This window comes from Hyphomicrobiales bacterium (genome assembly GCA_030688605.1).
Taxonomy (GTDB): domain Bacteria; phylum Pseudomonadota; class Alphaproteobacteria; order Rhizobiales; family NORP267; genus JAUYJB01.
On the sequence record JAUYJB010000042.1, the window covers coordinates 1 to 26,097 of the forward strand.

At 63.9% G+C, this 26,097-nt stretch carries 23 protein-coding genes; 6 read left to right on the forward strand and 17 right to left on the reverse strand.

What is annotated here, in order from left to right:
• Positions 1–344: 344 nt before the first annotated feature.
• On the reverse strand, positions 345–1,637 hold the full coding sequence (locus Q8P46_05260; GenBank protein MDP2619569.1) for an adenylosuccinate synthase: 1,293 nt from the start codon (positions 1,635–1,637) through the stop codon (positions 345–347).
• 172 nt (positions 1,638–1,809) lie between these two features.
• On the opposite strand from Q8P46_05260, the gene Q8P46_05265 reads away from it, so the two are divergent.
• A complete protein-coding gene (locus tag Q8P46_05265) occupies positions 1,810–2,736 on the forward strand; it encodes a DMT family transporter (protein ID MDP2619570.1) in 927 nt (308 codons plus the stop codon).
• A gap of 455 nt (positions 2,737–3,191) precedes the next feature.
• On the opposite strand, the gene Q8P46_05270 is transcribed toward Q8P46_05265, so the two are convergent.
• The 5 genes from Q8P46_05270 to acnA all read right to left on the reverse strand — a co-directional run bounded on the left by Q8P46_05270 (position 3,192) and on the right by acnA (position 11,390).
• Positions 3,192–4,226: a substrate-binding domain-containing protein gene (locus Q8P46_05270; GenBank protein ID MDP2619571.1), complete on the reverse strand. Its 1,035-nt coding sequence runs from the start codon at positions 4,224–4,226 to the stop codon at positions 3,192–3,194.
• 627 nt (positions 4,227–4,853) lie between these two features.
• Positions 4,854–6,434, reverse strand: a complete 1,581-nt coding sequence (serA, locus tag Q8P46_05275; GenBank protein ID MDP2619572.1) for a phosphoglycerate dehydrogenase — start codon at positions 6,432–6,434, stop codon at positions 4,854–4,856.
• Positions 6,435–6,510: 76 nt separating this feature from the next.
• Positions 6,511–7,680: a phosphoserine transaminase gene (locus Q8P46_05280; protein ID MDP2619573.1), complete on the reverse strand. Its 1,170-nt coding sequence runs from the start codon at positions 7,678–7,680 to the stop codon at positions 6,511–6,513.
• A 111-nt stretch (positions 7,681–7,791) separates the two neighbouring features.
• Positions 7,792–8,514, reverse strand: coding sequence for a DUF1223 domain-containing protein (locus tag Q8P46_05285; protein MDP2619574.1), 723 nt, complete (start codon positions 8,512–8,514; stop codon positions 7,792–7,794).
• A 152-nt stretch (positions 8,515–8,666) separates the two neighbouring features.
• Positions 8,667–11,390, reverse strand: a complete 2,724-nt coding sequence (gene acnA / locus Q8P46_05290) for an aconitate hydratase AcnA (protein MDP2619575.1) — start codon at positions 11,388–11,390, stop codon at positions 8,667–8,669.
• A gap of 246 nt (positions 11,391–11,636) precedes the next feature.
• Between acnA and ccmA the strand changes: the two genes are divergently transcribed.
• Together ccmA and ccmB are read left to right on the forward strand one after the other, a co-directional pair.
• The gene (gene ccmA, locus Q8P46_05295) at positions 11,637–12,239 is read left to right on the forward strand and encodes a heme ABC exporter ATP-binding protein CcmA (GenBank protein MDP2619576.1); all 603 of its coding nucleotides are present in this window, start codon (positions 11,637–11,639) and stop codon (positions 12,237–12,239) included.
• Complete coding sequence (ccmB, locus tag Q8P46_05300; protein ID MDP2619577.1) at positions 12,236–12,901, forward strand: heme exporter protein CcmB; 666 nt, start codon at positions 12,236–12,238, stop codon at positions 12,899–12,901. Before ccmA ends, ccmB begins: the two co-directional genes overlap by 4 nt.
• Before the next feature lie 52 nt (positions 12,902–12,953).
• Here ccmB and Q8P46_05305 read toward each other — a convergent pair whose 3' ends face one another.
• Positions 12,954–13,484, reverse strand: a complete 531-nt coding sequence (locus tag Q8P46_05305) for a DUF4411 family protein (protein MDP2619578.1) — start codon at positions 13,482–13,484, stop codon at positions 12,954–12,956.
• Entirely contained in the window at positions 13,465–14,628 is a 1,164-nt protein-coding gene (locus Q8P46_05310) for an XRE family transcriptional regulator (GenBank protein MDP2619579.1), read from the reverse strand. The genes Q8P46_05305 and Q8P46_05310 overlap by 20 nt, the downstream gene beginning before the upstream one ends.
• Positions 14,629–14,906: 278 nt before the next feature.
• Between Q8P46_05310 and Q8P46_05315 the strand changes: the two genes are divergently transcribed.
• The 3 genes from Q8P46_05315 to Q8P46_05325 are packed head-to-tail and all read left to right on the forward strand — an operon-like array spanning position 14,907 to position 16,474.
• Positions 14,907–15,665 (forward strand): heme ABC transporter permease, encoded by a 759-nt coding sequence (locus Q8P46_05315; protein ID MDP2619580.1) that lies wholly within the window; start codon positions 14,907–14,909, stop codon positions 15,663–15,665.
• Complete coding sequence (gene ccmD, locus Q8P46_05320) at positions 15,665–15,835, forward strand: heme exporter protein CcmD (GenBank protein MDP2619581.1); 171 nt, start codon at positions 15,665–15,667, stop codon at positions 15,833–15,835. Before Q8P46_05315 ends, ccmD begins: the two co-directional genes overlap by 1 nt.
• A 3-nt stretch (positions 15,836–15,838) precedes the next feature.
• Positions 15,839–16,474, forward strand: coding sequence for a DsbE family thiol:disulfide interchange protein (locus Q8P46_05325; protein MDP2619582.1), 636 nt, complete (start codon positions 15,839–15,841; stop codon positions 16,472–16,474).
• Positions 16,475–16,482: 8 nt separating this feature from the next.
• Here Q8P46_05325 and Q8P46_05330 read toward each other — a convergent pair whose 3' ends face one another.
• From Q8P46_05330 to Q8P46_05370, 9 genes are all read right to left on the reverse strand, one after another.
• A complete protein-coding gene (locus tag Q8P46_05330; GenBank protein ID MDP2619583.1) occupies positions 16,483–17,055 on the reverse strand; it encodes a septation protein A in 573 nt (190 codons plus the stop codon).
• Between the two features lie 4 nt (positions 17,056–17,059).
• A complete protein-coding gene (ftsY, locus tag Q8P46_05335; GenBank protein ID MDP2619584.1) occupies positions 17,060–18,262 on the reverse strand; it encodes a signal recognition particle-docking protein FtsY in 1,203 nt (400 codons plus the stop codon).
• Complete coding sequence (gene mtaB, locus Q8P46_05340; GenBank protein MDP2619585.1) at positions 18,259–19,512, reverse strand: tRNA (N(6)-L-threonylcarbamoyladenosine(37)-C(2))-methylthiotransferase MtaB; 1,254 nt, start codon at positions 19,510–19,512, stop codon at positions 18,259–18,261. Before mtaB ends, ftsY begins: the two co-directional genes overlap by 4 nt.
• On the reverse strand, positions 19,512–20,387 hold the full coding sequence (gene dapF, locus Q8P46_05345; protein MDP2619586.1) for a diaminopimelate epimerase: 876 nt from the start codon (positions 20,385–20,387) through the stop codon (positions 19,512–19,514). Before dapF ends, mtaB begins: the two co-directional genes overlap by 1 nt.
• Positions 20,388–20,507: 120 nt before the next feature.
• Complete coding sequence (locus Q8P46_05350; GenBank protein ID MDP2619587.1) at positions 20,508–21,134, reverse strand: TerB family tellurite resistance protein; 627 nt, start codon at positions 21,132–21,134, stop codon at positions 20,508–20,510.
• 148 nt (positions 21,135–21,282) lie between these two features.
• Positions 21,283–21,603: a hypothetical protein gene (locus Q8P46_05355; protein ID MDP2619588.1), complete on the reverse strand. Its 321-nt coding sequence runs from the start codon at positions 21,601–21,603 to the stop codon at positions 21,283–21,285.
• A gap of 203 nt (positions 21,604–21,806) precedes the next feature.
• Entirely contained in the window at positions 21,807–22,877 is a 1,071-nt protein-coding gene (locus Q8P46_05360; GenBank protein ID MDP2619589.1) for a hypothetical protein, read from the reverse strand.
• Positions 22,878–23,260: 383 nt separating this feature from the next.
• Positions 23,261–25,141 (reverse strand): L,D-transpeptidase family protein, encoded by a 1,881-nt coding sequence (locus tag Q8P46_05365; GenBank protein ID MDP2619590.1) that lies wholly within the window; start codon positions 25,139–25,141, stop codon positions 23,261–23,263.
• Positions 25,142–25,408: 267 nt separating this feature from the next.
• The gene (locus Q8P46_05370; GenBank protein ID MDP2619591.1) at positions 25,409–26,065 is read right to left on the reverse strand and encodes a hypothetical protein; all 657 of its coding nucleotides are present in this window, start codon (positions 26,063–26,065) and stop codon (positions 25,409–25,411) included.
• Between the last annotated feature and the right edge of the window lie 32 nt (positions 26,066–26,097).

The window sequence follows — 26,097 nt, forward strand, 5'->3', positions numbered from 1 at the left end:
AATTCGTCTCGCTCGCTCTCCGCAAGCACCAGTTCTCTTTCCTGAGGTCGTCCAATGCGCGCCATGATCCCCTCCCTGGCAGGAGCGAATCATGAATCCGTTCGCAAGATATGTAAATTTATTAATGGGACAGAACACTAGCAGGCTGTTGAAAAAGTCGTTTGTTCACGAAACGTCATAGAATCTGAGCATGAACAGACCAGAATCATAACGCGAACATCGTTCCTTTTTCAACAGCCTGCTAGAGCGCTTTTCGTGAAACCGGAGTCACTCAAAGCGCTCTAACTTCTTTATTTTACGCGCATTTTTGTCCGAAAACCGGTTCCCACTTTTCGGAATGCGCTCTAGTCCTCGAACGGGTCGTGGACGAGGATCGTGTCCTCGCGTTCGGGGCTGGTGGAGAGCAGCGCCACGGGCGCCGCGATCAGCTCCTCGAGACGGCGGATATATTTGACCGCCTGGGCCGGCAAATCGGCCCAGCTGCGAGCGCCCGCCGTGCTCTCGCCCCAGCCCTCGAGCGTCTCGAATATCGGCTCGACGCGCGCCTGGGCGCCCTGGGAAGCCGGCAGATAGTCGATCTCGCCGCCGTCGAGCTTATAGCCGACGCCGACCTTGACCTCCTCAAAGCCGTCGAGAATGTCGAGCTTGGTGAGCGCGATGCCGTCGATGCCGCTGGTGCGCACCGTCTGGCGCACCAGCACCGCGTCGAACCAGCCGCAGCGCCGCGAGCGCCCGGTGACCGTTCCGAACTCGCGCCCGCGCTCGCCGAGCCGCCGGCCGATCTCGTTCGCCTGCTCGGTCGGGAACGGCCCCTCGCCCACCCGTGTCGTATAGGCCTTGGTGATGCCGAGCACATAGTCGATGGCGCGCGGACCGACGCCCGAGCCGATCGCCGCCTGGCCCGCGACCGTGTTCGACGAGGTGACGAAGGGGTAGGTGCCGTGGTCGATGTCGAGCAGGGCCCCCTGGGCGCCCTCGAACAGGATGCGCTTGCCCGCCCGCCGCTCGCCGTCGAGCAAGGCCCACACCTTGTCCATGTAGGGCAGCACCTTGGGCGCGACGGAGGCGAGCTCCTTGTAGAGCGCGTCGGCGCCGATCTCGTCCTGGCCGAGGCCGCGGCGTAGCGCGTTGTGGTGGGTGAGCAGGCGCTCGATCTTGCCCTTCAGCGTCGGCAGATTGGCGAGGTCCATGAGCCGGATGGCGCGGCGCCCGACCTTGTCCTCGTAGGCCGGGCCGATGCCCCGCTTGGTGGTGCCGATGCGGGTGCCGCTGGTCAAGGATTCGCGGAAGGCGTCGAGGTCGCGGTGCAGCGACAGGATCAGCGGTACGTTCTCGGCGATGCGCAGATTGTCGCGCGAGACGCTGACGCCGAGCGCTTCGAGCCGGCCGATCTCGTCGACCAGCGCGTGCGGGTCGAGAACGACGCCATTGCCGATCACCGCGAGCTTGCCGGGCCGGACCACGCCGGCGGGCAGCAGGCTCAGCTTGTAGGTCGTCTTATTGATGACAAGGGTGTGGCCGGCATTGTGACCGCCCTGGAAGCGAACCACGATGTCGGCGCGCTCGGACAGCCAGTCGACGATCTTGCCCTTGCCCTCGTCGCCCCATTGCGAGCCGACGGCCACCACATTCGCCATGCCTCAACGCCCCTTTATGCCGCGCGGCGCCCTTAGTCCGGGCCAACCGGGACTTCTGCCACACTCAACGGCAATTGAAAACGCCCGAGCGCGCATCGCGACCATTCGTCCGGCCGCCTTTACAGCGCAGCGGCAAGCCTTTACCAACCGAGCGTTTTGCGGGAGCCCATGAATGACCGACCCGGTCCGACGCGCCTTCGTCTGGTCCTACCAGCAGCCGACGCTGCTCGCGCTCATCACCATGCTGTGCTGGGCGGGAAACTTCATCGCCGCGCGCGGCGTGCGCGCCGACGTACCGCCGATCACGCTGGCCATGATCCGTTGGGTCGGCGCCTTCGTGGTCCTGCTGCCCTTCGCCTGGCCGCATCTGAAGCGCGATCTGCCGACGATCCTCAGGCGCTGGCGCATCATGCTGGTGCTCTCCGTCATCGGCATCGCCTGCTTCAATACATTCGCCTATATCGGCCTGCAATACACGGTGGCGATGAACGCGGTCCTGCTGCAATCGAGCATGCCGGTTCTGATCGCGCTGGTCGTATTTGCGACCTATCGCGAGACGCCGACCCTGTTCCAGGTCATCGGCGTGGCGGTTTCGCTGACCGGGGTCATCTATGTCGTCGTTCGCGGCGACCCGGCGGTGCTGCTGACGCTCGACCTCAACCGCGGCGACCTGTGGCTGCTGGCGGCCATGTTCAGCTGGGCGGCCTACACCGCCTGGCTGCGCGAAAGCCCGCAGATCCACTGGCTGAGCTTTCTCGTCGCCACCTTCTTCATTGGCTGCCTGGTGCTGTCGCCGTTCTGGGCGATGGAGCTTGCCGCCGGCCGCACCGTCAATCCGACCTGGGCGGCGGCGGCGGCAAGCCTCTACATGGTCCTGTTTCCCGCAGTCATCGCCTATACGTGCTACAACCGCGCCGTGCAGCTTGCCGGCGCCAACTGGGTCGCGCCGTTCTTCCATCTGATCCCCGTTTTGGGCTCGATCCTCGCCATCCTCATTCTCGGCGAGCGCATTCAATTCTATCACGCGCTCGGCTTCGTCCTGGTCATGAGCGGCATCGCCATTGCCAGCCGGCGGAAGGCTTCCGGCGCCCCTGTGTGAGGGGCGCGGCGCCGAAAGCGGCCAAAAAGGGCCAGAAACATTCCGGGTTTCTGGACTCCCAAACATAAGCGCACGACAACTGATCAAAAAGCGCGAAAAGAGGGGCCCCCGCGCGCAGGAACATCCCACCGGCATTGCTGACAATTCAAATCAACCAGCGCGACGGCAAGGGCAGTCCTGGATTTTTGCAGAACCGGAAGAAGGCATGCGCGGCGGCCGAAAAATAGAGCAACAACGGCTAGCAGGGCAGAATTCCTTCACCCTCCACAAAGAAGGGGCAAGCGCGCGCACAATTGCGCCACATTGGAGGATACGCTGACGCTGTCCCCCGGATGGTCAATGATGGCTCTACTCCACCGCTGCCCGATGCGGAAGTCGCAAAGACGGCTGTAAGCGCGCGTCTTGTCACGTCAACGGCCACGGCGGTCGCCCAGCGCGGCCCCTGACACCTTGTTCTAGCTGCCGAAACGCGACACGTTCTCGCCCCTCTTCACCGCGGCGCGAACCTCCTCGCGCTTCTCCGCAGAGAGCGGAATGAGCCCGCCTTCGGAAAGATAGCCGTCGTCGCCCATCGACTGTTCGGAAACATACTCGGTGACGAACTCCTCAAGGCCGGGGATGACGCCGCGATGCGCGTTCTTGATGTAGAAGAACAGGGGCCGCGATACCGGGTATGAGCCGTCGGCGATCGTGTCGATGCTCGGCACGATGCCTCCTATCGCAACGCCCTTCAGCTTGTCCTCATTCTCGTGCAGGAAGGAAAAACCGAAAATGCCGAAGGCGTTATGGTCGGCATCGAGCCACTGGACGATGAGATTGTCGTTCTCGCCGGCCTCGATGAAGTGGCCATCCTGGCGCATGCGCGCGCAGGCCGCCTTCCAAATGCGGTTCTTGTCGAGCTTCTTGATGGCCGCAAACTCCTCGCAGCCTTGCTCCATGACGAGCTCGACCCAGGCGTCGCGTGTGCCGGAAGTGGGCGGCGGTCCAAACACGGTGATCGGCGCATCGGGCAGCGAAGCGTCGATGTCGCTCCACTTTCTGTAAGGATTGGCGACGATCTTGCCGTCGACCTCGACTTCGGCGGCCAGAGCCTGGAAGAGCTGCTTCTTGGCGAGGACCATTTCAACGCCGCTGCGCGCGTGCGCGAAGGCAATTCCGTCGAAGCCGATTTGAACCTCGGTGATGCTGTCAATGCCGTTGGCCACGCAAGCCCTGTACTCGGACTCTTTCATCGGCCGCGACGCGCCGGTGAGGTCCGGATGGTCCGGGCCGATGCCGCCGCAGAACAGCTTCATGCCGACGGCGGTGCCGGTCGACTCGACGACGGGTGCGGCCTCACCGGTCTTGTTGGCGAACTTCTCGGCCACGGCCTGCGTGAACGGGAAGACCGTCGAGGAACCGACGATCGATATGCGGTCGCGGACGGCCGCCGCATACAGGGCGGTACCTATAACCAACGCAGCAAGAACGGTGAGGACCTTGGATGTCACCTGCGCCTTCCTTGATTACTCGACACTCGGCGATTGACGCCGGAGGCAAACCTCATCGACGCGATTCCGCCTGCGCGGGGACTTTAGTGCAGCCACATCAAGCTTGTATGAAGCTCACGTGATGATTGGATGACAATCCAACGCCTTGATCGGTCTTCTTTTTTCCAGTCTTTCGCGGGAGATCATCGCGATCGCCACCCGCAATCCTTGCCGATCGCCCAAAGCGGTGGGCCGACGGCGAAGATGGCCCATTGGCCTTGAACCGAGAGCATCAGAAAGGCGCCCCTGTGCGAGGAGTTCCCTCTGTCTGCTCATTGTCTCGCCGGTTTTTGCCGGATTGGTCCGGGAGACGACGTGCCCGGCCATCTGACCGGCGCCTCCGGGGGCAGCCTCTTCTCAAGGAACCGGCAGGGGCGTTTCCTTCCTCAGTGCCGGAAATTTCGACGCTAATCGCTGTCGAACCGACGAAGGAGACGTGCGCCGTATGCCCGCTTGAGGTCAGACCCGCTCGTACGAGTTGCAGCCCCTGCGGCGTCCGCCGCTCAATATGGCAGCAGACCAACTCTGCTCCGCCACCGCATGTCCCGTCTCGGCGCATGGCGGTCCCTTCCGAGCGCAAGACTCCATCTAAAACCGCAGCGGTTTGACCTGGCGGATATGCGGCAAGGCGCTGACTTTCTTCAGCGTTTCGGGGTCGAGCGGCTCGTCGATCTCCACGAGCGAAATCGCGTTGCCGCCGGCCCTGTCGCGGCCGAGATTGAAGGTGGCGATGTTGACGCCGGCATTGCCCAGAGTGGTCCCCAGCGCGCCGATGATGCCCGGCTTGTCGTCGTTGGTGATGTAGATCATGTGCGGCTTGAGCTCGGCGTCCATATTGATGCCCTTGACCTGGATCAGCCGCGGCCTTCCGTCGGAGAAGACGGTGCCGGCCACCGAGCGCTCCTGGCGGTCGGTGATGACGGTCAGCCGGATATAGGTCTCGTAGGCGCCGGACTGGGCGCGGCGGATTTCCTCGACCTTCATGCCGCGCTCGCGGGCCATGATCGGCGCGCTCACCGTGTTGACGTCGTGCAGGAGCGGCCGCAGCAGGCCGGCCAGCGCCGCGTTGGTCAGCAAGGTCGTGTTCATCTCGGCCACGAAGCCGTCATATTCGAGCCGGACGGCCTTGATCGCGGTCTCGGTCAGTTGGCCCGCGAACAGGCCAAGCTGCTCGGCAAGGGCGCAGAAGGGGGCAAGCCGCGGCGCCTCCTCGGCCGAGATCGACGGCGTGTTGACGGCGTTGACCACCGCGCCGGTGAGCAGATAGTCGGACATCTGCTCGGCGACCTGCAGGGCGACGTTCTCCTGCGCCTCGCGGGTCGAGGCGCCGAGATGCGGCGTGCAGATGACGCCGGGCACGCCGAACAGGATGTCCTCGTGCGCCGGCTCCTCGACGAACACGTCGAAGGCGGCCCCGGCGATATGGCCGTCCTCGAGTGCCACCTTGACGGCGGCCTCGTCGGCGAGACCGCCGCGCGCGCAATTGATCAGGAAGGCGCCCTTTTTCATCTTCTTGAGGGCCGCCGCGTCGATGATGTTGCGGGTCTTGTCGGTCAGCGGCGTGTGCAGAGAGACGAAGTCGGCACGGCTCAAGAGCGCGTCGAGCTCGACCTTTTCGACCCCGATCTGCTTGGCCCGCTCGTCCGACAGGAACGGGTCGTAGGCGATCACCTTCATGGCCAGGCCCTGGGCGCGGTCGGCGACGATCGAGCCGATATTGCCGCAGCCGATGATGCCGAGCGTCTTGCCGGTGATCTCGACGCCGATGAATTTCGACTTTTCCCATTTGCCGGCCTGGGTCGAGGCGTCGGCGGCGGGGATCTGGCGGGCCAGCGCCAGCATCAGCGCGATGGCGTGCTCGGCCGTCGTGATCGAATTGCCGAACGGCGTGTTCATCACGATGATGCCCTTCTGGGAGGCGGCCGCGATGTCGATATTGTCGACGCCGATGCCGGCGCGGCCGATGACCTTCAGCCGATCGGCCTTGGCCAGCACCTTTTCCGTCACCTTGCTCGCCGAGCGCACGGCAAGCCCGTCATAACCGCCGATGATCTCGGCGAGCTCCTCCTTGGAGAGCCCGGTCTTCACATCGGTCTCGATACCGCGCTGCCTGAAGATGCCGACCGCCGCGGGGCTGAGCTTGTCGGAGATCAATACCTTGGGAGCCATGCTCTTGTTCCTCTTGCGGTCCGCCGCGCGGAGATCGAGCGGCAGTCTCTGATGATGGGAATGGACGAAGGGTCGGTCAGGCGGCCGGGACCGAGGCGCCGGCCTCGGCAAAGGCCCAGTCGAGCCATGGCGTGAGCGCCTCGATGTCGCCGGTCTCTACCGTGCTCGCGCACCAGATGCGCAGTCCCGGCGGCGCGTCGCGATAGGCGCCGATGTCGTAGGCGACGCCTTCCTGCTCGACGAGCCGCACCAGGGATTTGGCGAACGCCGCCTGTTCCCCGGCCGGCAGGCCGGCGATGCCGGGATCGACAATGGTTAGGCATACCGACGAGTTGGAGCGGGTTTGCGGCTCGCGGGCGAGAAAATCGACCCAGGGGGTTTTGGCGACCCACGCGCTCACCGCCTTGAGGTTGGCGTCGGCGCGGGCGATAAGCGCGTCGAGGCCGCCGATCTCCTGCGCCCAGTTAAGCGCGTCGAGATAGTCCTCGACGCACAGCATCGACGGCGTGTTGATCGTTTCGCCGACGAAGATGCCCTCGATGAGCTTGCCACCCTTGGTCAGGCGGAAAATCTTCGGCAGCGGCCAAGCCGGCGCGTAGGTCTCGAGCCGCTCGACCGCGCGCGGCGAAAGTACAAGCATGCCGTGCGCCGCCTCGCCGCCCATCACCTTCTGCCAGGAGAAGGTGATAACGTCGAGCCTGTCCCAGTCAAGCCTCTGGGCGAAGGCGGCCGAGGTTGCATCGCAGATGGTGAGGCCGGCGCGGTCGGCGGCGATCCAGTCACCGTCGGGAACCCGCACGCCCGACGTGGTGCCGTTCCAGCAGAAGACCACGTCGCGGTCGAAATCGACCGCGCCAAGATCGGGCAAGTCGCCGTAATCGGCGGTGAGCGTGCGCACGTCGGGAAGCTTCAATTGCTTGGTCACGTCGGTGACCCAGCCGGAGCCGAAACTCTCCCAGGCCAGCAGGTCGACGCCGCGCGCGCCCAACAGCGACCACAGCGCCATCTCCACCGCACCGGTGTCCGACGCCGGCACGATGCCGATGCGGTAGTCAGTCGGCACGCGCAAGATGTCGCGGGTCAGGTCGATGGCGCGCTTGAGCCGCGCCTTGCCTTCCTTGGAGCGATGCGAGCGGCCGACCAGGGCTTGTTTGAGGTTTTCGAGGGACCAGTCCGGCCTCTTGGCGCACGGACCGGAGGAGAAGTGCGGATTGACCGGCCGCACCGCCGGGCGTTGTTGCGTCATGTGGTTCTACCCTTCCAGATAGAGGCCCCTCGTTGGGGAGGGGTGTCCCACGGACGCTGCTACGCCCCCGCTCCTGTCATGTCAATGGTCAGAACGCGATAGACTGTCGCGCTACCAGCCGGGCAGTACGGCGGCGCCGATGATCGGCCCGGCGTAGCCCGCCTGCAGCAGCACCGCGCAGCCGTCATAGCCGCGGCCCCGCACGTCGCTCTTCGGCAAGTCGACGCTCATGGCCTTGCCGTGCCACATGCCGATCGGGCTCATCTCGCGCACCACATTGTAGTAGCGGATGGTCCTGCCGGCATTCTCGCCGCGCTTGATGCTGACTTCCTCGACCTCGGAGTAAAGCACCAGCCACAGCGTCCCGGACCCGTAGCGCGCCTCGCCGTTCGAATCCGCCGCGTGCACCCGCAGCATGTCGCCCTTGCTGTCGACCGAAATCGGCACCCATTCATCCTCGAGCCGGTCGCGCGCGTCGGCGGACGCCTCGGCCACACTCGCCGGATCGTTGCCGGCGGCATGGACGACGCCGTTGACCACCACCTGCGGCGTATACACGGCGCGGTCGTGGCGGGCATGGGCGTAGGCGCGCTGGCGGGCGGAGTTTGCGGGGCTGGCGAGCGTGTCCTTCCAGCCGAGATAGTCCCAATAGTCGACCGGCAGGGACAGCGCCACCATGTCGTCGCGCCTGGCGAGCTTGCCGAGCAGCGCGTCGGCGGGCGGACAGGAGGAGCAGCCCTGGCTGGTGAACAGCTCGATGACGGTGGTGAAGCCGCCCCCCGCGGCAGCCGGCCCCGCGGCAGAAGAGGCGGCGATGCCCACAAGTAGCGCCACAGTCGCGCGAAACGTTCCTGCCCGGTGTGTTTTCATCGACCTTGCGCCCGAATTCGCCCCCGCGGCGAGCCGACCGCGTTTGCACAATCAATAGGCGCGTGGCCGCTCACTTGCGAGTCACGATCGGGTGAGGCGCGCGGGAGGTCCCCCGCTCAGGCGGCTTCCGCCATGTTGCGCAGCACGTAATGCAGGATACCGCCATTCTTGAAATAGTCGATCTCGTCGAGCGTATCGATGCGGCAGAGAAGCGGCACCGACTTCTTGCTGCCGTCGGCATAGGTGATCTCCGCCTTCATCTTCTGGCGCGGCGTGATCTCACCCGAAAGGCCCTTGATCGTCACCGTCTCGTCGCCCTTCAGCCCCAGTGACTGCCAGGAGGTTCCCTCCTCGAAGGTCAGCGGCAGAATGCCCATGCCGATCAGGTTGGAACGGTGGATGCGCTCGAAGGACTGGGTGACGACGGCGCGCACGCCGAGAAGCCGCGGCCCCTTGGCGGCCCAGTCGCGGCTTGAGCCGCTGCCATCTTCCTTGCCGGCGAAGACGACGAGCGGCACGGCCTCCTTCTGATAGCGCACCGCCGCGTCGTAGATCGGCATCCGCTCGCCCGAGGGGTAATGCACCGTCACGCCGCCCTCGATGCCCGGAACCATCTGGTTCTTGATGCGGATATTGGCGAAGGTGCCGCGCATCATCACCTCGTGGTTGCCGCGCCTCGTGCCGTAGGAGTTGAAGTCCCTCGGTTCGACGCCTCGGGCGACGAGATATTTGCCGGCCGGGCTGGCGGCGGGGAAAGCGCCGGCGGGCGAGATGTGGTCGGTGGTGATCGAATCCAGGAACAGGCCGAGAATGCGGGCGCCGACAATGTCGGAGACCGGTTCCGGCGCATGCGTCATGCCGTCGAAATAGGGCGGGTTGCGGACATAGGTCGAGGCGTCGTCCCAATCATAGTTGAGGCCTGCCGCAACCTTGATCTTGCGCCAGCTCGCGTCGCCCTTGAACACGTCCCCATAGCGCTTCTTGAACATCGAGCGGCGCACCGATCTGCGCACCGTGTCGGCGACTTCCCGCGCCGACGGCCAGATGTCCTTCAGATAGACGGGCCGCCCCTTCCTGTCGGTGCCCAGCGGATCGCGCGCGAGGTCGACATTGAGGCTGCCGGCGAGCGCATAGGCGACGACCAGCGGCGGCGAGGCGAGATAGTTGGCGCGCACGTCCTGGCTCACCCGGCCCTCGAAATTGCGGTTGCCCGAAAGCACGGAGCAGACCGCCAGATCGTGCTTGGCGATGGCCTTGGAGATCTCCTCCGGCAACGGCCCGGAATTACCGATGCAGGTGGTGCAGCCATAGCCGACGAGGTTGAAGCCGAGCTTGTCGAGCTCCTTCTGCAGATCGGCCTTGTGGAGATATTCGGTGACCACTTGGCTGCCCGGCGCGAGCGAGGTCTTGACCCACGGCTTGACCTTCAGCCCCTTGGCGTTGGCGTTGCGGGCGATGAGGCCGGCGCCGAGCATGACGCTCGGATTGGAGGTGTTGGTGCACGAGGTAATCGCCGCGATGACCACGTCGCCATGGCCGAGATCGTAGTTCTTGCCGGCGACCGGAAAGCGCTTTTCGGCCTCCGCCCCCTTGCCGTATTCCTTGGCGAGCGCCTCGCGGAAGGCAGTGCTTGCATCCTCGAGCCGCACCCGGTCCTGCGGCCGCTTCGGCCCGGCGAGGCTCGGCTCGACGCTGCCGAGATCGAGCTCCACTGTTTCGGTGAACACCGGATCGGGCGTCGTCTTGGCCCGGAACAGGCCTTGGGCCTTGGCGTATTTCTCGACCAGCGCCACGCGCCCCGGCTTGCGGCCGGTCGCCTTCAGATAGGCGATGGTCTCCGCGTCGATGGGGAAGAAACCGCAGGTGGCGCCATATTCCGGCGACATGTTGGCGATGGTCGCCTGGTCGGCCAGCGACAGATGGTCGAGGCCGGGCCCGTAATATTCGACGAACTTGCCGACCACGCCCTTGGCACGCAGCATCTGGGTCACGGTCAAGACCAGGTCCGTCGCGGTGACGCCGTTCTTCAGCTTTCCGGTCATCTTGACGCCGATGACCTCGGGGATCAGCATCGAGATCGGCTGGCCGAGCATCGCCGCCTCCGCCTCGATGCCGCCGACGCCCCAACCGAGCACGGCAAGGCCGTTGACCATGGTGGTGTGGCTGTCGGTGCCGACCAGCGTGTCCGGATAGGCGACATCGACTCTGGTCTTGCCCTTGCGGCCGGCCCGCTTCTCGCGCCGGGTCCACACGGTCTGCGACAGATACTCCAGATTGACCTGGTGGCAGATGCCGGTTCCCGGCGGCACGACGCGGAAATTGTCGAACGCCTCCTGGCCCCATTTGAGGAAATTGTAACGCTCGCCATTGCGCGCATATTCGAGCTTCACATTGCTCTGAAACGCGCTGGGCCTGCCGAAGGCGTCGACCATGACGGAGTGGTCGACGACGAGGTCGACCGGGACCAGCGGATTGATCCTCTTGGCGTTGCCGCCGAGCGCCGTCATCGCGTCGCGCATCGCGGCAAGATCGACCACCGCCGGCACGCCGGTGAGGTCCTGCATCAGCACCCGCGCCGGACGGAAGGCGATCTCGCGGTCGCTCTTGCGGCCCTTCAGCCATTTGGCCATGGCGCGGATATCATCGGCTTTGACCGTGCGTCCATCCTCGTGGCGCAGCAGGTTCTCGAGCAACACCTTGAGCGAGAAGGGCAGTTTCGAGATGCCGGCAAGGCCGTTCTTTTCCGCGGCCTTCAGGTCGAAATATTCGTAAACCTTGTCGCCCACCTTCAGCTTCTTGCGGGCCTTGAATGTGTCAAGCGAGGTCGAGGGAGTTGTCACGGTGTCCTTACCCTTATGTCGTCATGGCGCCGTTTATGAGTTCGGAGGAACTCTCCGCCGCTGCTGCCCGGCTCGGAGCATGCAGGACATGGTTTTGGCAGGCATCGACGATGCCGCCTAACCGGTGTTGCGGGTAGGCGCGCCGTCGCTGGCCTTATATAAGAATTCCGCGACGGCTGCCAACCGAAGGAATGGTGCGGAGAAGAAGGGACGCGTGAGGATGACAACCAAGAAAACGGCCGTCCCATGCGCCTGATCGGCGAGGGGCTCACCTGCGAGCGCGGCGGACGGGAGCTGTTTCATGGCGTCGGCATCCGGCTCGCCTCCGGCGAGGGGCTGCTGATCGAGGGTCCCAACGGCAGCGGCAAAACGACGCTGATCCGGGCGATCGCCGGCCTCGGCCGCTTCGCCGCCGGCAGCCTGAATCTCGAAGGCGGCGAAGCGGAGGCCTCGCTCGGCGAGCAGGCGCATTATGTCGGTCACGCCGACGCCACCAAGGCGCAGCTTACGGTTGCCGAGAATCTCGCCTTCTGGACGCGCTTTCTGGGCGGCGGCGACATCTCCGAGGGGCTAGCCGTTTTCGATCTGAACGATATCGCCGACCTTCCGGCGCAGTTTCTCTCCGCCGGCCAGCGGCGCAAGCTTTCCCTGTCGCGTCTCAAGCTGGTGCCGCGGCCGATCTGGCTCTTGGACGAGCCGACCGCCTCGCTCGACCGGATGGCGCAGGAACGCCTCGCGCGGCTGATGGACGATCACGTGGCCACAGGCGGGATCCTGCTCGCCACCACTCACATGGAGCTTGGCGCCAAATTCGCCCAGCGCCTTTCGCTGGGGGGAACGGCGCCATGAGTTTCACCGCTCTTCTCAAGCGCGACCTGCGGCTTGCCGTGCGCCAGGGCGGCGGCGCCGGCATGGCGGTCGGCTTCTTCCTGATCGTCGTGTCGATGATCCCGCTCGGCGTCGGGCCCGACCTCAATCTCCTGTCGCGTGTGGCGCCGGGGATATTGTGGGCGGCGCTGCTGCTGGCGGCGCTGCTGACGCTCGACCGCATCTTCCAGGCCGACTATGAGGACGGCTCGCTCGACGTGATGATGATGGCGCCGCTGCCGCTGGAGCTGGTGGCGGCGGCCAAGAGCCTCGCCCACTGGATCACCACCGGCGTGCCGCTTGCCGTCTCGGCGCCGCTGCTCGGCGTCGTGCTGAATCTCGAGGCAAAGGCGATCGGTCCCCTGGCGCTGACCATGCTGGTCGGCACGCCGGCGATCAGCTTCATCGGCGCCATCGGCGCCGGGCTCACCCTGGCGTTGCGGCGCGGCGGGCTGCTCACCGCGGTGCTAGTCATGCCGCTCTATGTGCCGGTGCTGATCTTCGGGGTTTCCGCGATCAAGGCGGCAATTGCCGGGCCGGTGCCCTTCGCGACGCCGTTCCTGATCCTGGTGGCGCTGAGCCTGGCAAGCGTGGTGCTTTCGCCGCTGGCCGCCGCCGCGGCGCTGCGCGCAGCCGTGCAGTGATGGAGCAAGGGCGTGGTCGGGCCATGGGGCGGGATGTCCCGAGAGCCGAAATTCATTCAGGCTTCCAGTCAGTCGTAAAGTCGAGTGCCTCGATTACGTCGAATAGCGTCCCGCACGGGATACCGAGTTCATTACAGATATCTGGCACTTTCCGCTTCGCCCTTTGCTTGCTCGGCGCCGAAACTTCAAATGTCACCACAAAACGCTCACCGATTGCAGCGTATCCGTAAGCTATCAAGAAGGGATCGCAACCAATTTCTTCCTGTTCTGCCTCATTAAGGTCGGGGGCATAGCCAGTCTGTGTCACGGCCGCGACAATCGCCGGGTCCGCCTCTTCATGGAGCAGAAGGGCTGCTCTAATATCCTCTTCGTTCAGCCAGTCGACAAGCAAGCCTTTTCCGACCGTAATTTCCTCATACTGCTCAATCGGTACCTTTACGGCGCCGGCAATTCCCATGTGCTGGAGCCATTCCCAGAAAACCGGAAAGCGCCTGAGAGGGTAATACGTACTGTCAGCTCGGATCAGTGTGTCGGCATCGAGGAGATAGAGCACAAGTCCCCCACTATGCAGCGCGACTGCCATCTACGAGACGATTGACAGCGGTCGGTTTGACGCCCAACACGCGCCCAGCTTTTGTGGTCGTGAGAGTGCCAATTGCAACCATGCGCTTCACAAGGCCAATCAGACCCGGCCCAACGCGATGCCGCCTCACAACGTAATAGTCCGGGCCTGTCTCTGCCTTCGGATGGGCCTCCTTTTGAGCCACACGTTCAGTGTCAAAGGCATCGCTCAATGTCGAATAAACTGCGCGGGAAATAACGTCAGACCGCCAAAGGTTATAGGCGACCATCTTTCGACTGAGGTTCCGGTCACCGGCGAACGCGGTGATCCGATCCTTCAAATCGTCGAAATTCGCTGCCTTGCGCACGCCGACTTCTTCAAGTTCCGCTGGGTCCAGCAGAAACCTCGCAGCAACCGCATCGCAAAACCTCTCGACTGCAGCCTCGCCGTCGTAACCGCTGATGCCTGTTTGACCGAGCCATATATGCGCGAGCTCGTGCACAAGAGTGAAGGACCATGCCGCCCGTGAGTCATTTTCATTGACTATGACAAAGGGCGCGACGTTATCAGCAAGTGCAAAGCCACGAAAAAATCTCACGTCAATGTTGGTGTGATGCGACCCGAGATTCCCCATAAGGAGCACCAAGACACCCGCTTTCTCAGTTGCTGCGCGCAGTGCCGCAAAGGCGTCTGTAACGGTACCCTGGCTGCGGAAATCGTTCGCGTTAAAACCCAACGCTGTTCTGATGGAGGCTACGAGCGGCTCAATGCCGTCCTTCATCTCGGCAGACCCGACGAAAGGAAGCGGCACGTCCTCTTCTGCCTCCTCAAGAGCCGTTCGGACAAGCGCCTGTCGAGCATGAACATCGCGAAGAAGGGCATCAACCAATGCCTCGGAGCCCGCCGCTCCCCCACCGGGAAGCGTACGAAAATCTTGGCCTTTATCGCTTTCCGGTGGCTGCTCAGGCAAATAGAATGCTAAGAGGGGTCGGCGATAGGTCTTGGACATGTTCACCAATTGGCGTCGGCTGGGGTCTCGAATGCCCTCCTCCAGCGCCTTCAGCCTTTCCGGTCCGCTTAGGCCGAGTTTCTTGGCAGCCTCCTCTTCGGAAAGCCCGGCCGTCACGCGTGCCCAAACCAATATGTCTTTATTCACCTTTGGCATGTTTCCATTTTGCAGAGATTTGAGTGGTCGTCGAGATGCCTTTTGAGTTCGCTTGGAACTGCGCCCAATAGTGTTCAATCGCTTAGCTCCTGCTCTTGGTCTCTCGGCGGTACGAATTGCACCCTTGGATTGTCCGCTGTGCGATCTCATAGGTGAGCAAGCCTGCTCTATCACCGGACGTCCCTGGGTAACGCTCAGCCGCCACTTCCCCATCCCAAGACACGACTAAAAGCCGCAGCGCATTGCACGCGAACCTGAAGCGTTCTAGATAAGCCCCCATGGGTATCGTGCAGTTTGCCAATCCGACCCGATTCCTCAAGCTCGCGGGCGCGGTTCTGCCGTGGCTGATCGGATCGAGCGCCATCGCTTTCGCCGTCGGCCTCTATATGAGCTTCTTCACCGCGCCCGCCGACTATCAGCAGGGCGAGACGGTGCGCATCATGTACATCCATGTGCCGGCGGCCTGGATCGCGCTGGCCTGCTATACGCTGATCGCCTTCTCCGCGCTCGGCACGCTGGTGTGGCGGCATCCGCTTGCCGATGTCTCCGCCAAGGCGGCGGCCCCGATCGGCGCCGCCTTTACGCTATTGGCGCTGATCACCGGCTCGATCTGGGGCAAGCCCACCTGGGGCGCCTGGTGGGTGTGGGACGCGCGGCTGACCTCCGTATTGGTGCTGTTCTTCCTTTATCTCGGGCTGATGGCCCTGTGGCAGGCGATCGACGAGCCTTCGCGCGCCGGCCGGGCGGCGGCGATCCTGGCGCTGGTCGGCTTCGTCAATGTGCCGATCATCAAATTCTCGGTCGACTGGTGGAACACGCTTCACCAGCCGGCAAGCGTGTTCCGCATGAGCGGGCCGGCGATCCATCCGAGCATCCTCGCGCCGCTTCTGGTCATGGCCGTGGCCTATACGCTGTTGTTCATCGCCCTGCATCTGATGGCCATGCGCAACGAGATACTGCGCCGCCGGGTGCGCAGCCTGCGGCAGAGCCGCGCCGACGCCGCCCAGCTTTCCGGCGCGGAAGCGGGAGCGCGCTGATGTTCACCGGTCACCTGGCTTTCGTCGCCGCGGCTTACGCCTTTGCCACTGTCATTCTGCTGTTGCTCATCGTCTGGGTTGTCGCCGACCACCGCATACAGCGGCGCACCCTCGCCGACCTCGAGGCGCGCGGCATCCGCCGCCGCTCGGCAAGCGCCGGAGACAACTAGCCGATGGTGACCTCGACCGAACCGCGTGAGGCCCGCCCGGCGCGGCGGCGCACGCTCGCGGTTGTCATACCGCTCTTGATCTTCCTCGGCCTCGCCGGCCTGTTCTATGTCCAGCTTTTTTCCGGCGACCCGCACCGCATCCCGTCGGTGCTGATCGACAAGCCGGTGCCGAACTTCGAGCTCAAGCCGCTCGAAGGCCTGCTCGAAAAAGGCCGGCCGATGCCCGGCTTTTCCAGCGCCAACCTTGCCGAGGGCGAAGTCAGCCTGGTCAATATCTGGGCCTCGTGGTGCGGGCCGTGCCGGCAGGAGCATCCCCATCTGATGGAACTGGCGCAGGACGGGCGCGCGCGCATGTATGGCCTCAACTACAAGGACGCGACGGAGAACGCCCTGCGCTTCCTCGGCCAGCTCGGCAATCCGTACCAGGCCGTCGGCGTCGACGATAGCGGGCGCGTGGCCATCGATTGGGGCGTCTATGGGGTGCCCGAGACCTTCGTCGTCGATGGCAAGGGCATCATCCGCTACAAGCATATCGGCCCGCTCGACGAAGGCAGCCTGGCGTTGCTGCGCAAAATCGTCGCCAAGGTCGCAGCCGAAGCCGGCTCGGCCGCCGGAGCCGCCGGTCGGAGCGGCGGCTGAGCCGCGTTTTAATCAATCGATTGTTTATCCTTGCCCCGCTGTTCGAAGCGCTGCATGAGCGGCACCTGCGCGACCGCGAAGAGGAGGGTCAGCGGCAGAAAGCCGAACACCTTGAAGGCGACCCAGGTGTCGGTCGAGACGTTGCGCCAGACGATCTCGTTGAGTACGGCAAGGGCGAGGAAGAATCCCGTCCAGCGCCAGGTCAGTAGCCGCCAGCCAGTCTCGGAAAGCGCCAGCATGGTGCCGAGCAAGGGCTTCAGCAGCGGCCGCTGGAAGGCCATGCCGGCGCCGAGAATGACGGCGAAAAGGAGATAGACCAGCGTCGGCTTGACCTTGATGAAAGTCTCGTCCTGCAGCCACAGCGTCAGGCCGCCGAAAATCATGACGAAGGCCAGCGTGACCAGCGGCATCAGCGCGACGGTGCGCGAAATCGCATAGGAGACGGCAAGGCTCAGCACCATGGCGCCCATGAATGTCCCCGTCGCCCAGAAAATGCCGAGCCTGGCATTGACGACAAAGAAGACCAGAAGCGGGCCAAGGTCGAGCGCCAGCTTGAGCCAGGGATTGAGCTTTCTTTCCATGCGCTTAGTCTGCAAGACCCGCAATGGCGCGGGCGAACTGGCGCGCCTCGAATGGCTGCAGATCGTCGAGCCCCTCGCCGATGCCGATGGCGTGCACCGGCAGAGCGTATTTCGCCGCGATGGCGACCAGAATGCCGCCGCGGGCGGTGCCGTCGAGCTTGGTCATGACGAGGCCGGTGACGCCGGCCACGTTCCTGAAGATCTCGACCTGCTGCACGGCGTTCTGTCCGGTGGTGGCGTCGAGCACCAGGATCACGTCGTGCGGCGCAGTTTCGTCCTGCTTGTTGATGACGCGTACCACTTTTTCAAGCTCCGCCATGAGGTTAGCCTTGTTCTGCAGCCGGCCGGCCGTGTCGATCATCAGAATGTCGGTCCCCGCCTCCTTCGCCGCCCCGATGGCGTCGAAGACGAGGCCGGCGGCGTCCGCGCCGATGTCGCGGGCGATGACCGGGGCGCCGGTGCGCTCGCCCCAGATCCGGAGCTGCTCGATGGCGGCGGCGCGGAAGGTGTCGCCGGCGGCGAGCATCACCGAGCGGTCCTGATTGCGGAAGGAATGCGCGAGCTTGCCGATGGTCGTGGTCTTGCCGGTGCCATTTACACCAACGATTAGAATGACATAGGGCTTGTGGGCGGGATCGACGGAAAGCGGCGTGGCGACCGGCTCAAGCACCTTCTCGACCTCGGCGGCGAGCACCTCCTTGACCTCGTCGGGCGCGATCTCCTTGTCGTAGCGGCCGCGGCCCACGGCCTGCGCGATCTTCATCGCCGTCTCGACCCCGAGGTCGGCGGAAATGAGAACGTCTTCAAGCTCTTGCAGCATCTCCTCATCGAGCTTGCGCTGGGTGAAGACGGCGGCGATGTTGTCGCCGAGCGCGCTGGAGGAGCGGGAAAGCCCGGTCTTGAGCCGCGCGAGCCAGGTTTTCTTGGCGGGCTCGGGCGCGGGTTGCGGGGGCTCACTTTTTGCAACTGGAACGGGAGAGGATGGCGGTTCTTTCCGCCGAGTTTCCGGTTCTTTCCGCCGAGTTTCCGGTTCATTCCGTTCCGCTTTCCGCGCGGCCGGTCTGGGCTCCGGTCCGGGCTTCGGTTTCGGCTTGGCGGCCGCCGGTTTTTCAGGCTTGGGCTTAACCGCCTCCTCGATCGCCTCCTCGGCGGGCCCACGCAACAGACGGAGGAAGAAGCCGGGCCTGTTGCCCCTCTCCTCGCTCATGCCGCGATCCGCCCGGCGAGCGCCTTGTCGCTCGTACCGGTGATGGTCACCGGCGCGATGACGCCGGGCCGATGGGCGCCCGTGACCGCGACGGGAGTGAACTGGGCGGTGCGGCCGATTTGCCCGGTCTCGAACAGCACATCCTGCGTCGTCCCGCGCTGGCTTTGCAGATGGCGGGCGAGCGCCCGGGCGCCAGCCCGGCGCAGGCGGGCCGCGCGCTCCTTGACCACGGCGCGGTCGAGCTGGGGCATGCGGGCGGCGGGTGTCCCCTCGCGCGCGGAGAACGGAAAGACGTGCAGGAAGGTCAGGCCGCACTCCTCGACGATCGAAAGCGAGTTCTGAAACATCGCCTCGGTCTCGGTCGGGAAGCCGGCGATGATGTCGGCGCCGAAGACCATGTCCGGGCGCAGTTCGCGCAGCCGATCACAGAAGCGGATCGTATCGGCGCGGGAATGGCGCCGCTTCATGCGCTTCAAAATCATGTCGTCGCCCGACTGCAGCGACAGATGCACGTGCGGCATCAGCCGGGCTTCCTCGGCGAAGGCGGCGACGAGCGCCGCGTCGGCCTCGATGGAATCGATGGAGGAGAGCCTGAGCCGCTTCAGGTCCGGCACGCCGCGCAGCACGGCGCGCGCGAGCGAGCCCAGCGACGGGCACCCGGCCAAGTCGGCGCCGTAGGCGGTGATGTCGACGCCGGTCAGCACGATCTCCGCATGGCCGTTCTCGGCGAGCCGGCGCGCCTCGGCGACCGCGGCCCCCATGGGCACCGAGCGCGACGGCCCGCGGGCAAAGGGGATGATGCAGAAGGTGCAGCGGTGATCGCAGCCGTTCTGCACCTGGAGGAAGGCGCGGGTCCGCCCCGCGAAAGAACCGATCATGTGGGAGGCGGTCTCGCGCACCTGCATGATGTCGTTGACCCGCACCCTCTCCTCGTCCCCGAGGCCGAAATCGCGGTAACTTGCATATGCAAGCTTCTCCTCGTTCCCGAGCACCAGGTCGACCTCGGCCATGGCGGCGAAGCGCTCAGGCTCGAGCTGCGCCGCGCAGCCGGTGACGACGATGCGCGCCCGCGGGTTGTCGCGGCGGGCCTTGCGGATCGCCTGGCGCGCCTGGCGGGTCGCCTCCGCGGTCACCGCGCAGGTGTTGACGATGACGGCGTCGCCGAGGCCCGCGGCCTCCGCCTTAAGGCGGATGACCTCGGACTCGTAGGCGTTGAGCCGGCAGCCGAAGGTGATGATCTCATTGCCCATCAGGCGGCGCTCCCGGCGATGAGGGCGGGCTCGATGATGCCTTCGAACTCGGTCTCGACCGGGCCGGTCATGATAATCCGGTCGTCGGCGCGCCATTCGATGTCGAGCACACCGCCCGGCAGCGTCACCGCGACGCGGCGGCCGGTGAGCTTTTTCCGCGCGGCGCACACGGCCGCCGCGCACGCCGCCGTGCCGCAGGCCCTGGTGAGGCCGGCGCCGCGCTCCCAGACCTTGAGCGCGATCGCGTCCGGCGCCGTCACATGGGCAAGCGAAATGTTGGCGCGGTCGGGGAAGACGGGGTGGTTTTCGAGCAGCGGCCCGAAGCGGGCAAGATCGTGGGCCGTCACGTCGTCGACCCAGAAGACGGCGTGCGGGTTGCCGACATTGACGACGCTCGGCGAATGCAGCACCGGCGCGTCGATGGGGCCGATCTGAAGCTCGATCGCGCGCGTATCCCGAAACTCCTCGGCGAGCGGGATGTCCTGCCAGTCGAAACGCGGGCACCCCATGTCGACGCTGACGGCGCCGCCTTCCGCGGCCCACGCCCTGAGCCTTCCCGCGCGGGTTTCGAAGACGGCCTCGGCGCGGCCGGTCTCCGCGAAGATCAGCGCGGCGATGCAGCGGGTGGCGTTGCCGCAGGCCGCCACCTCGCCGCCGTCGGCATTATGGATGCGCATGAAGAGGTCGGCCGTGTCGCTGTTTTCCAGGAGGATGAGCTGGTCGCAGCCGACGCCGCGCTCGCGGTCTGCGACGCGCGCGACCTCGGCCGGCGAAAGGCGCACCGGGGCCTTTCGGGCATCGACGATAACGAAATCGTTGCCGAGCCCGTTCATCTTGACGAAGGGGATGGCGCGCGGTGCGCTTTGTGCGCTCATGGTGGGGAGTATATGGCGGAAAAAGGGGGGAGAAGCCAGAGGGGGAAGGGGTATGGTGGAGATGCGGCCCGGCGTGATGCGGCAAGATGAGCCTCGCTACACTCACCCCATCCGGATTTGTTAAGCAGCAGACTCCATCATCTCTTGGACAACACTTCGAACATGGTGCTTCGACATCTGCAGAGCCCGACCCACGAGCAACAGAAAGGCCATTTCTTGTTCAGCAAGATCGCCGTCCGACATCGCGGTAAGGAAGACAGCCTTTACAACCATTTCCTTCCCTTCATCATTCAGCAGTCCGGCGAGCCCGACGAGGTAGTCGCGGATGTCAACAGTCGTACCTGTTTGGGCCATTGCCTCCCGACGAACCTCATCCGCCGTTAGAACGTCACCCGTCAAGCTTTCGTAGACGGCTGAGACAGCCTCTACCTCCTTTTCGTCAATTCGACCGTCAGCTAGCATCATCTGAAGCATGACGTGTCGCAGAGCCCGGCGAAACTCGGCTTCTATGCGCTCTGCCTGCCTGTCGGGGTCGTACTGTAGAACGTTAGTTCGGTAAGTGCCCTTGCAGACTTGGCACTCGACGAATTCGCCCAAGGCGTCCAAAGGGATGACGGGGATGAAGTAGAGCGTGAAGAAACGTCGAGCTTTTTTTAGCTTGTACGGTTGGCGGGTTGTGCACTCAGGGCAATAGAAGGTGCCGGATTCTTTCGAAATGGTGACGCCCCTCGTTCCGAATATTATCATTGCGCCAGCTCCTGTATCTTGGCCTAGGCTAAAGACGTGGCAAGCGTGTCCCGGACGAAAGCCGTCGTTGAAGCGGCGGGGCCAATCCGCGGATTTCGTTTGCGCGCCATCCAGGTGATGCTGCTGTTCTTATCAGAGGGCAGATGTCCTAGTCTCCCTTATCGCTTTCCGGCAACGGATTGCGGGAAATTAGCCCCCAAACTAAATTGCCCGTTTGCGAACCACGGGCGCCTATTTCCAAGAGAAGACGTATGGTTGTCGGCTCGTCAGCGCCGATGACGCGGGTCAGTGTTTCAAGCGTCCGCCATTTGTCTCCAGTCTGGAGCATGGCCAGCAAGAGTTCTTTCCTCTTGGCGTCAAGCCGATCTGTGCGGCGCATTTGGAGCCAATGGGCCAAATATGTAGCGCCGAGAGTGCCAGCAATACCGATGCCGCCGCCAGCAAGGGCCACCCAAGCGCCATCAGCCATTGATGCCTCCCCTAAAGACGACAGCAGGCATAACAAGCGTAGCCCGGAGGAATTTCGGCGTGAAGCGGCAAGGCCGGTCGCGGATTTCGCTATCGCTCCATCCGGGCTACGCTTGCTATCATCGTAATTCCGTCACCGTAATTCGTAATTCAGACTCTTTGTCGCCGGTGCATGCGTTGGGTGAAGTGAACGCACCTTCACCGTCATCCGATTCCTCGTACCGGGGAATATTCTATCTTGAAACTGGAATACCTCTCTTTGAGCAGCTGCATGGCCGTGTGCCACATCTGTCCACCCCACTGATTCGAGAAGGCATAGGTTTTCCCGTCAGCGTGGACGAGCTCAGCATCTCCGCAGAACCATCGGCGGTTATCAAAAGTCGAACCGCCTATTGACGACCTCTCAGAGGCAAGCCTTTCAAATTCTGAAGCATTCAACGTGCCGTCCATTGAAAACCAGACACGGTGCTTGCACCCCTCCAACAGCGTGGTGATTTCATCTGGATCAATTCCATGTTCACAGAGATGCTTGCATACAACAAAAATGGCGTTTCTCTTCCACATTGTCGGATGCGTCTCACCTCCAACCTGGATATCAAATCGCGTGAAATCGGCATTGCTGCGGGCCTCACGCTCTTTCCGAGCCTTCTCACGGAATAGGGTCTGATAGTCTGCGGCCTCCGGAAGCGGAATAATTTGCTGCACATCCACGAGGACTCGTCCATCAAGGTTGTAGGGTTTCAGCCGGACACACCGAATATCGATATCACGCTCATTGAGCCACAGCACCGAAGACGTCAGCTCCTTGGAGAACTCGGCGGAAGCAAGAACGATCCGAACGTCTTGCGCAAATTGCTCGTGGTCTGGTTCATCCCAACCGAGGAAATCGAGGATTTTCGCTCGGGGGTCTTGATCTTCCTTGCCGTGCTGCTTGAGATATTGTCCAAATGCGTCAGCTGCTCGCTCGAAAGTCATTGTCGATACCATTGCCGCATAACGAATGGACTGAAGTTCCATATGGCCGCCGTCTTCGGTACGCTTCAGTTCGATGACGACAAGGTTTGCAGCCTTGTCGATGGCAAGTAGATCGATGCGCCTACGGGAATCCTCCCAATCCCCAAACTCCTCCGAAATCACAAGAGTTTCCGGGGCGATAACCTCGACGTGCTCGCGCAAGAGCCGCTGCAAGTCGCGCCGTTCATGCAAGCCGACCTCACTAAACGCTGTTGCCTCAAGCCGTCTTATCGCAGTCTGAGCAAATTCGTAGATCGGCATTTCAGCATCCGCTGCAAACTATTAGCAAGCGTGCCCTGGCCAATTTCCGCATTGAAATGGCAAGCTAGGACTACATGGGATCTTTCTTAAAACGAAAATCTACAAACATTGTGAGTTTTACGCCAAAAATTTGTAGGAAAATCCACACAAATGAAACATTACGGTGACAGTGCATTTAATTTGCTCAATGCGCTCCGCGGCGATGGTCAATTAAATGCACTGTCACCGTAATTCGTAATTCCACTGTCACCGTAATTTTGTCACGTAATTGGTAATTGCGTAATTGGAGTCCCAAGCGAAACGGCGGTGCGAACCACAGGCGCATGAGGCTACTGGTTTACCCGCCTTCGCGGGTAATGACGGATGGAGGCCGCCGCCCGGCCTTAACCGTTGGGGTGGCGGGTCACATTGGTGCGGGCGATGGCGCTGCCAAGATACATGTCGCGGTCGTACATGTCGTCATAGTAGCGCACGGTGCCGTCCGGCGCCGGCCAGGCGGTGAAATAGGCGACATAGACCGCGACGTCGGCGGTGACGGGGTCGGAATCGTTGCGCCCCTCGGCAATCCGCTTGTCGACATAGGCGATCGGCTTGCCGAGCACGGCGGCGGCCATTTCCCGCGGCTTCTGCAGCCGCACGCAGCCATGGCTGAAGGCGCGGGAATCCTCGTCGAACAGGTTCTTGGTCGGGGTGTCGTGCATATAGATCGAATGCTTGTTGGGAAACAGGATCTTCACCACGCCGAGCGCGTTGTCCTGGCCCGGAGGCTGGCGCACGTTGACCGACACCCGCTTGGTGGCGACGCCGTACCAGTCGACCGAGCGCGAGGAGACGCGCCGCCCCGATTCCGTCGTCACCTCATAGCCGATCCGATCGAGATAGGACGGGTCGTTATAAAGCTCCGGCATCATCTCGTTGACGAGGATCGACAGCGGCACGCCCCAATAGGGATTGTATTCCACGGTCTCGATCCGGTCGGCGAAGAAGGCGGTCTGGTTCGACTTCTTGCCGACGATGATCCGCGTCGACAGCGGTTCCTTGCCGGTCTGCATATAGGCGGCTTCGAAGGCGGGCTGGTTGATGAACACGTAGCGCGAGCCGAGATAGGACGGCAGCCAGCGCGCCCGCTCCATGGCCAGCAGGACCTTGTCGATCTTGTCCTTGATCGGCCTGTCCGTCAGCGCGGCGATGGTGCGCCGGCCGATGATGCCGTCGGGGCCGAGATCGTTCTCGCGCTGGAAATCGCGGACCACGGCGACGAGCTCCGGCGCGTAGTCCGCACCGCCGTCATAGGCGGCCAACGCGGGCGCATGAATGGCCAATAGCCCGAGGGAGCCGCGCAGCCGGATCGCCGCGATCACGTTGGCGATCTCGGGGCTGGAGGCGCCGGGCCGCAGGAACGTGCCGGGCGCGATCTCGACGCCCCTGGTCTCGCCCTTGGCGCGCAGCGCGGCGAGCTCGGCGACCAGCGCCTTGAACTGCGGGTTGCTCGGGTTTCGGCTGTCGAGATAGGCGCCGACATTGCCGATCGACGCCAGGATGCCCATGGCCGCGTGAAGATCGACCTCCTTGCGGGGCAGGTCGTGATAGCCGGAAATCCGGTTCGGGTCGATGCGGCCGCGCGTTGCATCGAGCACATAGGTCAAGAGCGCCGCCGAAAGCTCCATCTCGAAGCGGATCAGCCGCTCGTGCCGCGCCGCCTCCTCGCCGGGATCGAACCCGTCCTCGGGCACTTCGACGAGATAGTCGCGGGGCGAAAGGCCGAACCGGCCGGCCCTGGCCAGAGCCGCCAGCGCGGCGCGCGCCTTGTCGTTCACCTGGCCGTCGGTCACCCAGACGAAATGCGGGTTCTCGGAATAGTGGGCCCTGATGGCGCCGGCGACCTCGCGGAACGTCCTGATCTTCAGCTCCGGCGACAGGTGCGCGAGCGCGGCGGCGAAGGGCGTCGTCTCGGGCTGCACGGCCGAGGGATCGGCCGATGCCGTCTTCACCTCCGCCAGGCTGGCAAGCGAGACCGACGTCAGCACGTCGGGCTGATAGGTGTAGTAGCTCGGGCTCTTGACGCGGATCTGCGGGTCGGAAGGGACAAATATCCGCGGTCCGTGCTGGTACCCGCGTTGCCACTCGCGCCGCTCATATCGCGGTTGACCAAACAGTAACTCGAAAAAACCCTGCGCCTGAACCGGCTTTACCGTGCCGCCCGCAAAACCGGCAGCCAACAGGCCCATCGCCGCGACGGCGCTAAGGCGCTTTTTCACTCTCATGCCGACCCCGAAATCATACCATGTTGAACTCTGCGTCTTCGGCCTCAAGAGCTCCGCCAATGTTACTCTACACGAGCAATCCCGGGTTGGATATGACCCCTTTCGGCCAAATGGGTAACATCTTGGTGTGTACCGCAAAATCCTTAACGGAAATCCGCCGATGCGGACTTTCTCCGCGAGAAAACGACCAGGCGCGCTCCCCGAGATAACGAACGGGCGAACGAACGGTTCCGTGGCCGCCGCGCGGCCGTGAAACGCCCCGCTCCCCTATCGGGCGGCCGCCTCGCGCACCGCGGCGAAATCCTTGGCGCGCGCGGTGCGCACCAGGGCGGCGGCGAGGCGCGCAAACGCCTCCTTGGAGACCAGTGTCGCAAGTTCGCGGGCCGTTTCCCCGAGGCCGAGGGCGCGGGCGGCCGTAAGCGCGCGGGCGTCGGCGAAGGGGTAGAGCTCGTCCCACGATACTTGCGCCTCGCGGCAGAAGATGTCCGCGCCGACATCGCCGATGCCCTTGAACTGCTTCAGCAGCCGGCGCTCCTCCTCCGGATCGCGGCCGGCCGACTCGCGCAACATGCGCAGGTCGCCGCCATAGCGCGCGACCGTCAGCGCGCAGGTGTCGCCGAGCATGCGCGAGGTGCTCTCGTCGTAGCGGGCATAGCCCGACCGGTTGAGCGCGCGGGTGCGCGCCTCCCAGCCCGCACCGGCCATCTTCTCAGGCGTCGTCCAGCCCTGCTCGATGAGCGCGGCCGCCGCCGCGAGGGCGATATCGGCGCTGACGCGGGCGGAGAACAGCAGCGCCGCGACGAGCCAGCAGAACAGGGCCTCGGGCGTGTCGGCGGCCAGATCGATGCCGAGCTCTTCCGAGAACAGCCGTCCGCGCGTTTGCACGAGATGGCGGGCGATGGCGCGGGATGAAATGCGGGGCATGGTCTGTCGTCTTCGCGCTCTTGCGGCGATCG